This window comes from Dolichospermum sp. FACHB-1091 (genome assembly GCF_014697585.1).
Lineage (GTDB): Bacteria > Cyanobacteriota > Cyanobacteriia > Cyanobacteriales > Nostocaceae > Dolichospermum.
Window position 1 is genome coordinate 122,776 of the sequence record NZ_JACJSB010000007.1, and the last position, 15,551, is coordinate 138,326.

At 38.7% G+C, this 15,551-nt stretch carries 14 protein-coding genes; 5 read left to right on the forward strand and 9 right to left on the reverse strand.

Translation table 11 applies throughout. The features are described from left to right. Nucleotides 1-92 precede the first annotated feature (92 nt). On the forward strand, nt 93-470 hold the full coding sequence (locus tag H6G25_RS06575) for a Mo-dependent nitrogenase C-terminal domain-containing protein (protein ID WP_190391788.1): 378 nt from the start codon (nt 93-95) through the stop codon (nt 468-470). Nucleotides 471-552: 82 nt separating this feature from the next. Here the strand turns inward: H6G25_RS06575 and H6G25_RS06580 are convergent, their stop codons facing one another. After that, complete coding sequence (locus H6G25_RS06580) at nt 553-2,388, reverse strand: caspase family protein (protein ID WP_190391826.1); 1,836 nt, start codon at nt 2,386-2,388, stop codon at nt 553-555. A 290-nt stretch (nt 2,389-2,678) separates the two neighbouring features. Here H6G25_RS06580 and rpmF point away from each other — a divergent pair, with 290 nt between their 5' ends. Beyond that, entirely contained in the window at nt 2,679-2,855 is a 177-nt protein-coding gene (gene rpmF, locus H6G25_RS06585; RefSeq protein WP_190391827.1) for a 50S ribosomal protein L32, read from the forward strand. 278 nt (nt 2,856-3,133) lie between these two features. On the opposite strand, the gene H6G25_RS06590 is transcribed toward rpmF, so the two are convergent. The 7 genes from H6G25_RS06590 to H6G25_RS06620 all read right to left on the reverse strand — a co-directional run bounded on the left by H6G25_RS06590 (nt 3,134) and on the right by H6G25_RS06620 (nt 10,206). Further along, nucleotides 3,134-4,519 (reverse strand): aldehyde dehydrogenase, encoded by a 1,386-nt coding sequence (locus tag H6G25_RS06590; protein ID WP_190391789.1) that lies wholly within the window; start codon nt 4,517-4,519, stop codon nt 3,134-3,136. A 95-nt stretch (nt 4,520-4,614) separates the two neighbouring features. Beyond that, entirely contained in the window at nt 4,615-5,586 is a 972-nt protein-coding gene (locus H6G25_RS06595) for a transposase (protein WP_190391790.1), read from the reverse strand. A 3-nt stretch (nt 5,587-5,589) separates the two neighbouring features. Then, the gene (gene ureC, locus H6G25_RS06600; RefSeq protein WP_190391791.1) at nt 5,590-7,296 is read right to left on the reverse strand and encodes an urease subunit alpha; all 1,707 of its coding nucleotides are present in this window, start codon (nt 7,294-7,296) and stop codon (nt 5,590-5,592) included. 42 nt (nt 7,297-7,338) lie between these two features. After that, entirely contained in the window at nt 7,339-7,644 is a 306-nt protein-coding gene (locus tag H6G25_RS06605; protein ID WP_190391792.1) for an urease subunit beta, read from the reverse strand. 18 nt (nt 7,645-7,662) lie between these two features. After that, the gene (locus tag H6G25_RS06610) at nt 7,663-8,988 is read right to left on the reverse strand and encodes an AAA family ATPase (protein ID WP_190391793.1); all 1,326 of its coding nucleotides are present in this window, start codon (nt 8,986-8,988) and stop codon (nt 7,663-7,665) included. Nucleotides 8,989-9,032: 44 nt separating this feature from the next. Next, complete coding sequence (ureA, locus tag H6G25_RS06615; protein WP_028090420.1) at nt 9,033-9,335, reverse strand: urease subunit gamma; 303 nt, start codon at nt 9,333-9,335, stop codon at nt 9,033-9,035. Between the two features lie 31 nt (nt 9,336-9,366). Further along, complete coding sequence (locus H6G25_RS06620) at nt 9,367-10,206, reverse strand: urease accessory protein UreD (RefSeq protein ID WP_190391794.1); 840 nt, start codon at nt 10,204-10,206, stop codon at nt 9,367-9,369. 316 nt (nt 10,207-10,522) lie between these two features. On the opposite strand from H6G25_RS06620, the gene H6G25_RS06625 reads away from it, so the two are divergent. After that, complete coding sequence (locus H6G25_RS06625; protein ID WP_190391795.1) at nt 10,523-11,395, forward strand: ParA family protein; 873 nt, start codon at nt 10,523-10,525, stop codon at nt 11,393-11,395. A 179-nt stretch (nt 11,396-11,574) separates the two neighbouring features. Here the strand turns inward: H6G25_RS06625 and H6G25_RS06630 are convergent, their stop codons facing one another. After that, the gene (locus tag H6G25_RS06630) at nt 11,575-12,252 is read right to left on the reverse strand and encodes a response regulator transcription factor (RefSeq protein WP_190391796.1); all 678 of its coding nucleotides are present in this window, start codon (nt 12,250-12,252) and stop codon (nt 11,575-11,577) included. A gap of 1,071 nt (nt 12,253-13,323) precedes the next feature. Between H6G25_RS06630 and groES the strand changes: the two genes are divergently transcribed. Then, a complete protein-coding gene (gene groES, locus H6G25_RS06635; RefSeq protein ID WP_028082734.1) occupies nt 13,324-13,635 on the forward strand; it encodes a co-chaperone GroES in 312 nt (103 codons plus the stop codon). Nucleotides 13,636-13,733: 98 nt separating this feature from the next. Next, complete coding sequence (gene groL / locus H6G25_RS06640; RefSeq protein ID WP_028088633.1) at nt 13,734-15,371, forward strand: chaperonin GroEL; 1,638 nt, start codon at nt 13,734-13,736, stop codon at nt 15,369-15,371. Nucleotides 15,372-15,551: the final 180 nt, after the last annotated feature.

The window sequence follows — 15,551 nt, forward strand, 5'->3', positions numbered from 1 at the left end:
TCCCGTCATAATGCTGTTTTTCGACTCAGTTGCTTGCCATATTCTATATTCATCAGTAAGGTGAATACCCTAATAAGAAGAGAATAATTACCATGAAGGTATCTAAAAATACCAACAAAAATATTTTTTTATCAAGTTGGATTTCTTTGAATCAAACAGACGCGGATGAAACTCATCTGATTCCTTTACATGATGTTGCATCTAAGCCTGTTTGGGGATTTTTACGTCCTTTGCGAAATTGGGTAGATAGCATCCAAGTAAGCGATCGCCAATTAGCTCACCGTTTATGTCAATTAATTCCGGCTCAGTGTCCATTTGAGCGCGATGTTAAGCTATTTGGTAGAACCCTGTTTCATATTCCGCCAATGTGTAAACTCAATCCTTTGTATGAAGAAGTGGTAGGGTTGCGATTTAGAGCGATGTGCTATCTAGCTGATACTTGTGGTGAGGATATTTCAAAGTATTGCTAATAGGTAATAGGTGATTCACGTTTTACAACTGACAACTGACCACTGACAACTGACAACTGACCACTGACCACTGACCACTGAACTAATTCTTTTGAAGTTGCCATTTTTGTATAGCATCCTGAGCATCTTCATAAGGGATTGCACCTATAGGAACTAAAGCAGCGGTGGCGATAGCGCTGTGAAAATCTCCTTGATTAGCCCTGATTTTGGCTAGATCTAAGATTTTTTCACTCCACTGGTTAATTGATGTTTGAGCGATATCAAAACCGGGTTGTCCCCGTTGTATTTTTTTAGCAACTTCAATGGCACGATTATAGGTAGATGCTTGTTCAGGAATAATTAATGCTGTGGCTGCATCTAAGAGAGCTTTATTGCTCACATACTGCTTGGCTTCGGTTTGCCATTTTTTAATGACAGTTTGGGCTTGGGAATAAAGCGGCTCTTTTTTAGTAATTAACTGCGCCGTTGCTATAGCGTTCTCATATTTTCTTTGTTGGGCCTGTGCTTGTGCCAACTCTAAAATCATCTGACACCAAACTTGAATATTTTCCTGTGCTTCTTCGTATAATTGTGTATTTGATTTAACTTTTTTGGCTTGGGCGATCGCCATAATCAAATCTCCTGGTTGAGTGGGAACAAGAGACATTTTTTCTAACTCTAAAATAGCTTGATTCCGTTTTTTAGAGTCCGTATTCAAGCTAATTTGGGCTGCAATGGGGTTTTGGGTAGTGGGTGATATCTGGGGAAATTGAGTTTTGCTGGAGGTATTGTTAAATACTGTTTTTGATAAATTTTTAAACCGGAAACTCTCATGGTGGCGGAGCAAAAATGTAGCGATTAAAGCTACTATCACCATATTGCCACCACCCCAGATGATAAATTGTTGCCATAAAGGCATCTCTGACCGGCTTGAGGCTTGGTCTTTGGCTATGGTAATAGGGGGAGGGATAAATCTACCCTCCCAATGGGATGCTGAGTCTGTTGCTAGGGGGTGATTGTTTTCAACAATTGACTCGGAAACTGATTCGGTTGGTATTTTGTTTAAGGTAGTTGCTACCGAGGCATTTTCTGTCCACCCAGCTTGATCTATGGTGGTACTAGAGTCACTATTTTCCAGAGGGGGTGCTGTTCTGGTGACAGCAAAACTGGCTTCTGGGAAAATTATGGCTTCGGAGTTTCGATCTAATGCCAAGATGGGCAAAATAGCTGGTTTTTGAGTAGGAATAACGGTGATAGGATTTTGGACAGGCCGCCAGTGGTATTGACAGAGTTTGGGTGTAAGATAACTCAGATAACTGGCTAAATCGCTGAAGTCGTATCCTTTCCCCGATCCCAAAGCTTCTAATAATGCTGCTGTGAAGAAACCGTGACCTAATTCTGTACTTTCATGGGAAAATTCTTCTGGTTGACAGGAAATAATCGCCCCCATTTGTAATTGGGCGGCCAGTTCGATAATTTCTTGGCCTACAGGTGCATCTGCTTGTGTCCCAAAAGCCCGGTTAATATCGAAGATCAGTAAGACCTTGATGCCGGTAAATTCTAGACTTTGCATGAGCGATCGCACTTCTATACCCGTTTCAGCAACTTGTTCGGGATCACCGCCAACGGGCATTAAATAGTCTTGTTCTTTGTAGTTAACACCATAGCCACTAAAAAATAACCATAAATAGTCTTCTGACTGCCAAAATGTAGCCGCCAATTCTTGTAGTAACGACAGAATATTTTCCTTGGTGGGGTATGAGGATTTATCTCCTATGGGGGGGGAAGTGTTTGTCATTAATAAGCAGTTTTCAGGGGGAAAACCTGCCTGTGTCACTAAAAAGTCTTTAATTGCCTCAGCATCCGATTCAGCGCAACCAAGAGGTTGAAATAATTGATATTGATTAATGCCAATGGCGATCGCCCAGTAATTTACCATCCCATCTTTATCGGCTATTGTTGGACTGAGATTGCTGTTAGCACCATACAAAGCTAACTTATGTTTTATTATTTAGGTAATTTTAACTCATTTTTGACATAAGTTATTTTTTACACTATAAAAATACTCATAAAAATACACCTAAGTAGGTGAACGCAAAAAAACCGACATAAGTAACGAAAAGTAAAGTTGCCTAAAACCTGTTCCCTGTTCCCTTATTTCTATAGTGCCTGATGTGAATTTTATCGCTTAGAATAGGAAGGTTGTCAAGAATTACAATATCCGCTGTCATGGCTGTTCCTAAGAAGAAAACATCAAAATCTAAACGAGATAAACGCCGCGCTACCTGGAGACACAAGGCTGCTGTTGAAGCCCAAAAAGCCATCTCCCTCGGTAAATCCATTTTGAGTGGCCGTTCTAAATTCGTCTATCCAACGGACGAGGAAGAAGAAACTGAAGAATCTTAAAGCATAATTCCGTAATCTCTCATAGGGACTTGCGATAAATTTATACTCGTAACGGCTGAGATTTGCATTTTTACCAGATTAGGAAAAATCTAGATTTGTAGGGGTTTAGCACAGCTAAAACCCTATCTGTAAAATCAAATAATTCAGCCATTTTGAGTATAGATGAAGATTGATAAAAAATCCTCAAGTTAAATACAGAATTGCCCTAGGATTTTCCTAAAAATTCACCCTAATTCCCGAAATCTATGGTTTTTAGGGTAAATGCGGTTTATTTGCCCTTAAATGCCAATAATTTGTTTCAACAGCGATAATTTACCTTTATAGGGTGCGTATCGCCAATTTATATCCCAAGGCAGGAAGTTTTGTAAAACGCTTTTGTAATGGGAAAAAGTATTGAAACCCGCTTTACCGTGATAGCTACCCATCCCACTATCACCCACACCCCCAAACGGTAGAGACGAAACAGCAACCTGCATTATTGTATCCTGAATACATACCCCACCTGATGATGTTTCCTGTAAAATGCGTTTTTGCAAGTCTTTATTTTCGGAAAATAAATATAAAGCTAGGGGTTTTGGTCTGGAGTTAATTAGGGTAATGGCTTCGTTAATATCTGTATATTCAATGATAGGCAAAATTGGACCAAAAATCTCTTCTTGCATTACCTGATCTTCTAAAGAAACATTTTCTAATAAGGTGGGAGCAATATAAAGTTCTTCTGGTTTAGTTTCTCCACCAATAATAATTTTACCAGATTGAAGTAAATTAACTAATCTCTCAAAATGTTTTTGATGAATAATTCTGGCATAATCAGGACTGGTAGCGGGATTTTCCCCATAAAATTCCTTGAGACATTTTTGTAAAGCATTGACTAAATCTGGTTTGATTCTTTTATCTACTAACAGATAATCAGGTGCAATACAAGTTTGTCCAGCGTTAATAAATTTTCCCCAAGTAATGCGTTTAGCGGTATGTTCTAAATTAATGTCATGATCAACAATACAAGGACTTTTTCCCCCTAATTCCAAAGTAACTGGAGTCAGATGTTTTGCAGCAGCCTCCATGACAATTTTACCAATGGCTGTACCACCAGTAAAAAAGATGTGATCAAATTTTTGGGCTAGTAACTGTTGACTGGTTTCTACTGCTCCTTGAATGACGGTAATATATTCAGGAGGAAAGTATTTTTGAATCAGTTTGCTGATTAAATCAGAAGTATGGGGTGCGAGTTCTGAAGGTTTAATGATCGTACAATTTCCCGCAGCGATCGCACCAACTAAAGGTGATATGATTAATTGAAAGGGATAATTCCAAGGACCAATAATTAATACTACTCCCAATGGTTCTGGACATATCTTAGCGGAATAGGGGAATAAGTCCAGAGGAACGGCTGCTTTTCGGGGTTTTGTCCAGTTATTGATATGTTTGAGGGCATAATCAATTTCTTTATTAACACCGATTTCTGTCGCGTAACTTTCAAATTCTGGTTTATGTAAATCCGCTTTTAATGCTTGGATAATTCCCTCTTTATTCTCAATTACTAATTGTTTGAGGATTTTTAATTGAGAAATCCGAAAAGCTACATCTTTAGTTTTACCTGTTTGGAAAAACTGCCTTTGTTTGCTGATAATATCCAGGGGTTTTGATAATTCGGTAGTAAGCATTTTTTGTTGATAACTAGGTGATAAAATTCGGAAATTCTAGAAAAATTATTATTAATGCAGATGTTTTTTACTGCATTAATAACAACATTTAAACTCTATGGTAATAATTGCTCAAACTCAGCCAGTGAAGGAATAGAAATCGCTCTTTTATGCAGTGTTTTCAAAACAGATGAATCATTGATCTTATTCACTGCATTAATAATAGTTATTGGTACTTGACCAAATCTTGTTTCTAAGACTTCAATCACGCTATCTTGACTACTTTGAATGACTCCTAACTGACGACCTTCTTGCAGACCTTCCTCAATTCCTTCTTGTTTAGCTAATCTTTCAATACTGGTTACATAGCGCATTTTTCTAGCCTCTTCGTAACTTTTGATTTCTGTTTTAAAACTAATTGCCAATTCTTCAGGTAAGACCATTATCCAATCAATAAACCGGAATAATTGTCTAATATCTTGCCGACTCAAACCACTTTCTAAGAGGATTCTGACTAAACTTAGTTTCCATTGTAGTCTATCTTCAGGACTGCGTTTAGTCGCTTTACTCTTTAAATGTGCCATCACAACGATAGCAAAAGGGTTTTTACTTGTTTCTAGACTTGACCAAGATGGTTCATAATCTAATAATTTAGCAATAGGAAACTCTAGACTAACTCTACACCCTCCTAATTGATAATTATAACTAGATGGTCGCCAATTTGGGTCTTCATCGGCTAAAACGGCCAAACTAATTACGCGCTTTTTATGACGGTCAAACAAGCGGTAATTATATGTATACATCCGTTCAGTAAATTTGCTGTCGTATTGTCCCTGTACTTCCAGATGAACTAATACCCAAGCTTCTTCCCCATTCAATAACCAAACTTTAGCAACTTTATCAACCAATCGTTTACCAATTTCTGCATCTGGTTCTAGTTGATGTAGTTCTTTATCTAAAAATTGATAGGGACGATTCCAGTCTATTTCTGCATAAGCTAAGGGAAAAAAGAACTCTAAAAAACTGGGGAAATATAGTTCAATTATTTCTTTCCAAGGACTATCGTAATCGGTAGATTGTTCAGTCATAAATTAAAACAGAAAGTATCTTTGTGCCATGGGTAAAACTGTCGCCGGTTCACAGGTTAATAATTCACCGTCTGCGCGAACTTGATATGTTTCAGAATCTACTTCCATAAGAGGTAAAGCATCATTTAATTTCATATCCTTTTTAGTTAATTGACGAGTTCCCGAAACAGCAATTGCTAACTTTTTCAATCCTAATTGTTGGGGAATTTCTCTTTCTAAAGCTACTTGAGACACAAAAGTTAATGATGTCCCATTTCTCGCACCAGCAAAACTGCCAAACATGGGACGCATATAAACAGGTTGGGGTGTAGGAATACTAGCATTAGCATCACCCATTTGTGACCAAGCAATCATACCGCCTTTAATGACAATTTCCGGTTTGACACCAAAAAAAGCAGGTTTCCACAAACATAAATCCGCTAATTTTCCCGCTTCTACAGACCCCACATATTCAGAAATTCCATGGGTGATTGCTGGATTTATAGTGTATTTAGCTACATATCTTTTTGCTCGAAAATTGTCTGCATTGCCATCATTACCAAGGCTTCCGCGTTGCAGTTTCATTTTATGGGCTGTTTGCCAAGTTCTAATTATTACCTCACCAACGCGCCCCATCGCTTGGGAATCGGAAGCAATCATACTAAACGCGCCTAAATCGTGCAGAATATCCTCAGCAGCAATAGTTTCTCTACGGATACGGGACTCAGCAAAAGATACATCTTCAGGAATAGCGGGATCAAGATGATGACACACCATTAACATATCTAAGTGTTCATCTAGGGTATTAACGGTGTAAGGACGGGTAGGGTTGGTAGAAGAGGGTAAAACGTTACTTTGTCCGCAAACCTTAATAATATCCGGTGCGTGTCCTCCTCCAGCCCCCTCCGTGTGGTAGGTGTGAATAGCACGATGTTTAAAAGCCGCAATTGTATCTTCGACAAAGCCAGCTTCGTTTAAAGTATCGGTATGGATTGCTACTTGTATATCATATTCATCAGCCGCAGTTAAACAAGTATCAATAGTTGCAGGATTCGTTCCCCAGTCCTCATGGAGTTTTAACCCCATCACCCCGGCTTCGATTTGTTCTATCAGTCCTTGGGGTTGACTAGTATTACCTTTTCCTAAAAATCCCAAATTAACAGGAAAAGCGTCCGCCGCTTGCAACATTCTGTAAATATTCCAGGGTCCTGGAGTACAAGTTGTGGCATTTGTTCCCGTAGCTGGTCCTGTGCCTCCACCGATCATGGTAGTAATACCTGATGCAATGGCTACATCAATTTGTTGGGGACAGATAAAATGGATATGGGTATCAATTCCTCCCGCAGTCAGAATCATTCCTTCACCGGCTAAAGCCTCCGTTCCCGGTCCAATAATGATATCTATATTATCTTGAATATAGGGATTTCCGGCTTTACCAATTTTGTAAATTTTACCATTTTTAATCCCAATATCTGCCTTGACAATACCCCACCAATCGAGAATTAAAGCATTAGTAATCACTAAATCTACCGCACCATCACTATTAGAAATTGGGGATTGTCCCATACCATCTCTAATCACTTTTCCGCCGCCAAATTTGACTTCATCTCCATAATTTGTGAAATCTTTTTCTACTTCGATAAATAATTCTGTGTCTGCTAATCTAATTCTGTCTCCTACTGTTGGTCCGTAGGTTTCGGCGTAGGCTTGGCGGTTCATTTTATATGACATATTTTTATCCTTTTTTGATCACGTTTCCGGTGCAGAGAGAATTTACAGATTTCCGTTAATTTTGTTATTAAAGCCGTAGATTTGGCGGCTACCGACTAGGGGAATTAATGTGATTTCTTTTTCGTCTCCCGGTTCAAATCTGACTGCTGTACCTGCGGGAATATCTAATCTCATTCCTCGCGCTTTTTCTCTATCAAAATGTAGAAAACTATTAACTTCGTAAAAATGAAAATGTGAACCGATTTGAATTGGTCTATCTCCTGTATTTGCTACTATTAATTTAGTAGTTGGACGATTTGCATTTAATTCTATTTCACCAGTAGGGGTAATAATTTCTCCGGGGATCATAATCTGATTTCTCCTAAGTTACAAATTTTCTAAGAATTGGACAAATGGTTTCAAAGCTTGAGGACATAGTTCGGCTATATCTTGATATCTTGCATTTGCTAATATTTTTGGTGCATCTACAGATTCTTTATAGCTTTTACCATATTTTTTGAATATTTCCTCTACTATTTTTTTAGATGGAAGTCTCTCTAATTCATCACTACGGTGTAATTGTTCTATTTCATCTGCACCAAAATCATTAAGCATATCAATTAAAACTTGAGACTCCCCAGGTTTAATAAATTTTGCTTCTCCATTTTCTTTTCTGAGTACAGCAATTTGCGAAATATCAAACTGTGTCAGAAAATAAGATGAGTGAGTTGCTAATAAAATTTGAGTGCGTTCAGAGGCTTTTTCAAATAAAGCAGCCAAAACAGGTAATGTGCGAGGATGAACACCTTGATCTGGTTCATCAATACAAATTAAAGATGGTGGATTTGGGTGTACACATAAACAAATCCAGCAAATTAAACGCAAAATTCCATCGGATAAATCAGCTAAACTTAATTCTTGATCAATTCCTGATTCTTGCCAAAAAGCGATCACTTCTCCTGGTCCACCACGTGCTTTTACTGTCAATCCTTTAAAACCAGGAATTACAGAACGTAAATGTTGTTGTAATTCATCAAATGCTGGACGATGTTCAGTCATTAAAGAAAAAAGAACTGAACTCAAATTACCTGCATCTTCATGTAAAATTGGTTCTTGTTCAATGGGAACTGATTGACGAATTTTCTGATTTGCTATGTTAAAGGAACTATAAAATCTCCATTCACGAATATACTCACGTAAGTCATATAAAGCTTCTAATGATGGATTTTTCATTGTGCTTAAAGCAAGCTGATTAGACCTTTTTAATGCTATTTTTTGCTGGGTAAATTTTTTTGTATCCTGGTTTTGAACTACTCCTTTATTACCTCGAATATCCATATATATGTATGGATTTTTGTATTTATCATTAAATGGTTTAGATGATTCTACTCTTTCATAGGAAACTTGAGTTCGACCAACCGGACCCATAAGTTCCCCTAAATATCTAATACCAATTGGACGACCAGTATCAATTTCTATATCCCATTCAAATTTAGCTAGTCCTGGAATATGAAAAATCTGCTGACCAATAGAACCAGAAATAATTTCTGCAGGGATATCATAATAAAGACTATCTCGTAAAAATTTGAGAAATTCAAATAAACTTGATTTCCCAGCACCATTAGCACCAACAATAATTTCTAGTGGTTGTAACTGTGCTTGAAAATTTTTGAAAGGCCGATAACCTTTAATATTGATTGATGTTAATCTCATATTATTGTTTCCTAGATTTGTACTTTCTCCTATTTTAATCTTTTCTAACGAATGGGATTATGTACAGTTACTAACTTAGTTCCGTCAGGGAAAGTGGCTTCTACCTGAACATCATGAATCATTTCTGGGACACCTTCCATAACATCATCTCGTGTTAATAAAGTCGTGCCATAACTCATCAAATTGGCCACAGTTTGACCATCTCTTGCACCTTCTAAAATAGCAGCAGAAATAAAAGCCACTGCTTCAGGATAATTCAATTTTAAACCTCTATTTTTCCTTCTCTCCGCGACTAAAGCAGCGGTAAAAATTAATAATTTATCTTTTTCCTGGGGTGTAAGCTGCATTTTTGTTTCCTCTGTACCTGAAGTGGTTGGTTTAAATTTGCCATACTCTAGGAATACAATTACCACGATTTTGATAATTTATTCGTAAATTTTGCCAAATATTTGTAAACCAATTTCTCACTTCTGATATAGAATTACCACGATAGCGACATAAAAATCCTTGTTGTAAGCGAGTTACTCCAGAAAAATTATTTTCCATGATTAAAGAACGGGCTTTGTCAATCATTTCTCCAGAAACGGAATTTCCTACCCAAATTAAAGTCCCCACAACTGGGTTTCCTGCTAATCCGTGGGGACTGTAAAATACTTCTTCATTACCAGGGATAATTTGTCTATCAATCCATAATGGTATATCATTTTGCCATATTTCTGTGTGCGATCGCATCTCTCCCTCTAAAAATTTCTCACCTCTAGCACTGCGTCCAAATCGCATAATTTCCCAGCCTAAATAATTGGCATTTTTACCTAATTCTACCCGCAAATCTTGGCGATAAATTGCCCCATTAAATAAAATATTTTCTTGGGGTAAATATTCTAAATGACTATGATCATTAACTTGGATATTGACAATTTGTCTTGCTGGTAAGCCCTGACTACGATATATTTTACTTGCGGCTGCGGTGGTAATTAAGGCGTTTGTCTGGGGTTGGAGGTGAATATCAGATGTCAGGCGATCGCCCCCTACAATGCCCCCAGCCGTGTGTAAAATCACTGTATGGCAAATTTCTTGTCCTTCTGGGTAAAAGGGGCGTTGTACCTTAAAAGGTGCTTGATGGTGATTGTAAATTAATTGAGTGGAATTTTCGCAATTAGCATAGACTAAATTAAGTTTTCCATGCCAACTTTTATCTATTGGACTGTTAATAATCATTGCCAGATGAAATAGATTTTATCTAATTTTGATTTTAGAGCATTTTCGATTTTTTATTAAGAAATACTTTTGTAATTACTACTTTTAAATAAATCAAGGTAGTATTTTAACTAAATTTTTTTTAAAAAACCACATAATTACGTATTTATATGTAGAATATTCCAGGGCAAGTAATTAATTTTGCGTAATTACTTCCTAAGTAAGATGTTGCTTCCACAGTCCATAACCACAATATGAAAAATTAACCTGTTGCCTTCACACTATTTCAGGTCAAAATATAATAGAATTTCCATAAATACAGCATCTACCAAAAAATATGACAGCTAAAGTAATTAGTGTTTGTAATCTCAAGGGTGGAGTTGGTAAAACTACCATCGTTATGGCCTTGTCAGAGTATTTAGCAGGGGATACCATGTATGGTCAACGGGTTCTTGCTATTGATCTAGACCCTCAATGTAACTTAACTACTGCCTTAATGTCTGAACAGGTCTGGGAATGGCAATATAATTATCTAGGATTGACATTACCCTTTTTATTTAAAAATGCTGACCATTTTTTAAGCGATGGTAATTATCAGAAATTTATCGTTAAAGAAGAAGTTTCTAATGTCAGAAATAAAAACTCTTTTAATTGTCTACATCTAATTCCTAGTAGTTCCAAATTATTTGAACTTCAGGAAGATTTTCCAGAAACTTCTATAGCAATTTTACGTCAACTTATCAATCCATTATTAACAGAATATGACTATATTTTAATAGATTGTCCACCCAGTATTAATAATATTATCAAAAGTGCCTTTTATGCCAGTGATTACTGTATTATACCCTGTGTTCCTAGTCGAATGTCAATTCACGGTTTAGAACTATTACTAAAACAGATTGAGAAGTTTAATCAAGATTATCAACATGACCTCAACCCCATAGGAACTTTAATTTCTCGTTATAATGGTACTGTTTCTCAAACACAGAATTTGAATTTTATTATTGTCAATCCTTTTTTCCCACCAACTTTCTCTAATAAAATCCCAGAAAGAGCGAAAATTGCGGAAAGTTTAGATTTTAGTATGCAGCTAACATATAAACAAAAATATGGTGATATCCACGATGTAATGGTAAAACTAACTAAGGAATTTATCCAAAGACTAAATCACAATTCTGCTAATCTTTTGCAAATGGCGAGTTTAGTATAAATAGCAGGTTTTAACCCTACATCTTCTCTTGTTTGTCAGGTTTTGAATATGTTGGACTCTTGCCAATTTTACATCACTCCAGAAGAATATTTAGAATTGGAAGAAAACACAACTATAAATTCTGGACTTTAGACTTTAGATAAATCATCCAAAATCTAAAATCCAAAATCTAAAATCGTTTAGGCCATTTGATTTTCAATCGCCCAACGCGCTAACTCAGTGCGGTTGTGGAGATTGGTTTTACCCAACATATTGGAAACATGGCTTTCAACAGTACGCTGACTGACATTTAATTCTTCAGCGATTTCGCGGTTAGCTAAACCCCTAGCTACAAACTGTACAACTTTCAGTTCCGTTGGGGTTAACTGAACGTCGAAAGGAACTTGGATGCGAGAAGCGTTGTCGCTTCCCTTTGTTGGGTGTTCTTTCCAACGAATAGTTTGTTTCAGCGAGGATTCTACCTGCGCTACGAGTTCTTCCGGTTCAAAGGGCTTGACCATATATACGTCCGCACCTTTGTTTAAACTCTTAACTCTCTCTGGACTTTGACCCTTAGCTGAAAGGAAAAGAACAGGAATCCAACTAGTGCGTTCGTTTTGTCGGACTTGTTCGACAAAAGTGTACCCGTCCATTTCCGGCATCATCACGTCACAGATGATCATATCTGGAACATCATGTTCTAGAATATCCAGGGCTTCTCTTCCATTTTCAGCCGTTCCGATTTCATAGCCTCGGAACTCTAAGTAATCCTTCACCAGCAAGATGAGGTTGGGGTCATCATCAATCAATAGAAGTCGTTTTTGGTCTTTCATGCTGGTTTCTTTCATAACATTGGCACTTGTCGCGCTTCGATCCATTAGGGTGTTGATATAGTTATCCTGTATGGTGGATGACTTGATTGTGTTGTCTTTTTCCCACTGAACTTACCTTGATCGCCTCTAAGTCTTAAAAGTGGTAGTCACTTTCAACATCCTAGTAGGTGGACGGAAAAAGTCTAGTAAGGATACGTATAGCAGTAGTCTTCATAATGCGCTATTATATGTCCATTTGAAAGGTACAGGCTAAAAAACCCTGATTAAATTATCGTCCTTGTGAATCACAAGTCGGTATTTTTTCAAGACGACCCTAGCTCAAAACTCACCCGCGCTTTCATTGGTCTACTGCTGCTTTACTATATCCTTCGGTGGTGAAGCCTCTATTGAGAGGTTCAACATTAACCGGGGGGGTTTTTAAAGTATGGGTTAAAAATGCAGATTTTTTCACCATACTAATTGCCAATTCACTGGTCTTGGATGACCTGATCTCATGACTTTTGGGCTTAACTGGCCATACCAGACCGCATCTAGGTAATATACCATTATCGTTCTAGAACAACAAACACGCAAGTTTTTGGCTTGAGTTGTGAAGATGCTTGATTGAGGCTGTCTGATAACTGATGGGGTTATCGTTCCCCCAATCCTGGTTAACAACATCCCCAAGTTCTAGACTAGCGGATTTGTAACAGAATTGAGCATTTATCTGTTTGTGGTTACACAAAGTCTAGAGTTTTTGTGTGAATGGGTCATGGGTAATTGGCAATTATTCCCTGTTCCCTGCTCCCTGTTCCCTGCTCCCTGGTCTCTAGTCCCTAGTAGTTTTGGGGATTAGATGGCTGTTTGTGGATCACTGTGCTGTTACTCATTGAGTAGATCCCTGATTACAGTTCTATAACAATTTCCCAAGTTTGCAAATAAATTTGTCCATATCAAAATATTCATTACTTACGCAACAAACCCTGACAACTAAAATAATTAGATATTTGCACTTAAGTACAGCCACCCTGTCCTGAGTTCGGAAACCCGTACATGAGCCGGTATTGCTATTATGTCCGATCTTTCGCTAAATTAGCACTCATGAGTCGAGAGTGCTAAGAAAGCAAGAAATTTTGTATGGCAGCTGTATCTCTAAGCGTTTCCACCGTTAAACCCCTGGGCGATCGCGTTTTCATCAAAGTGAGCGCCCCCCAAGAAAAAACCGCAGGCGGTTTGTATTTGCCCGATAATGCCCAGGAAAAACCCCAAGTAGGCGAAATCGCCGCTGTAGGACCAGGCAAGCGTAATGACGACGGTAGCCGTCAACCAATGGACATCAACATTGGCGATAAGGTGTTGTACTCCAAGTACGCCGGCACTGATATCAAACTGGGTACTGAAGAATATGTACTCCTGTCTGAAAAAGACATTCTAGCAGTCGTTAGCTAGTTAGGGATAGGTGATAGGTCAAGAGTTTTCCCTATTATCTCTTTACCATTCACCAATTTGAAGACAAATTCAATTTACTATCGGGATTTAGACTTATTATGGCAAAGCGCATTATTTACAACGAAAACGCCCGTCGCGCTCTAGAGCGTGGTATTGATATTCTGGCTGAAGCTGTAGCTGTTACCCTTGGACCTAAGGGTCGTAACGTGGTTCTAGAAAAGAAATTCGGCGCACCACAAATTGTTAATGATGGTGTCACCATCGCTAAGGAAATTGAATTAGAAGACCACATCGAAAACACTGGCGTGGCTCTGATTCGTCAAGCTGCTTCTAAAACCAACGACGCTGCGGGTGATGGTACAACCACCGCTACCGTTTTGGCTCACGCTATCGTTAAAGAAGGTTTACGCAACGTTGCGGCTGGTGCTAATGCGATTTTATTAAAGCGCGGTATTGATAAAGCATCTGGGTTTTTAGTCGAAAAAATTGCTGAACACGCCCGCCCTGTAGAAGATTCTAAAGCGATCGCTCAAGTTGCAGCAATTTCCGCTGGTAACGATGAAGAAGTCGGTAGCATGATTGCTCAAGCTATGGACAAGGTGGGTAAAGAAGGCGTAATTTCCCTAGAAGAAGGGAAGTCTATGACCACCGAATTGGAAATCACCGAAGGGATGCGCTTTGATAAGGGTTATATTTCCCCTTACTTCGCTACCGATGCAGAGCGCATGGAAACCGTTTTTGATGAGCCTTTCATCTTGTTAACCGACAAGAAAATTGCTTTAGTCCAAGATTTAGTTCCCGTCCTCGAACAAGTAGCTCGTTCCGGCCGTCCTTTGGTAATTATCGCTGAAGACATCGAAAAAGAAGCTTTAGCAACTTTGGTAGTTAACCGTTTACGCGGTGTTCTTAACGTTGCTGCTGTGAAAGCTCCTGGTTTTGGCGATCGCCGTAAGGCTATGCTAGAAGATATCGCTGTCTTAACTGGTGGTCAACTTGTCACCGAAGACGCTGGTTTGAAACTAGATACCACTAAGCTAGAAAGCTTAGGTAAAGCCCGCCGCATCACCATCACCAAAGACAGCACCACCATTGTAGCTGAAGGTAATGAAGCTGGTGTCAAAGCTCGTTGCGAACAAATCCGTCGTCAAATGGAAGAAACTGAATCTTCCTACGACAAAGAAAAACTCCAAGAGCGTTTGGCTAAATTGTCCGGTGGTGTAGCTGTAGTTAAAGTTGGTGCTGCTACCGAAACCGAAATGAAGGACAAGAAGCTGCGCTTGGAAGACGCTATCAACGCTACCAAGGCTGCTGTAGAAGAAGGTATTGTTCCCGGTGGTGGTACAACCTTGGCTCACCTCGCTCCTCAATTGGAAGTTTGGGCTAATAGCCACCTCAAAGATGAAGAGTTGACAGGCGCTTTAATTGTCGCTCGTGCTTTACCTGCACCTCTCAAGAGAATTGCAGAAAACGCTGGTCAAAACGGCGCTGTAATTGCAGAAAGAGTCAAAGAGAAGGACTTCAATATTGGTTTCAATGCTTCTACTAACGAATTTGTAGATATGTTGGCCGCTGGTATTGTTGACCCCGCTAAAGTAACTCGTTCTGCTCTGCAAAATGCCGCTTCTATCGCTGGTATGGTGTTAACAACCGAATGTATTGTTGTTGACAAGCCAGAACCTAAAGATGGCGCTCCTGCTGCTGGCGCTGGTATGGGTGGTGGAGATTACGATTACTAAAATCTTTTCGTAGTTTTCCTAGTTTGAATAATGGCCGCTTCCGTAAGGGGGCGGCTGTTTTTTTTTGGACATCGAACCACAGAGGCACAGAGGACGCAGAGAGAAGATTTTGTTTAAGTTCAACTTACAGCTAAAAGTTCATCAAGCTTATTTTTTACAGCACTTACCGGTGTTATGAGG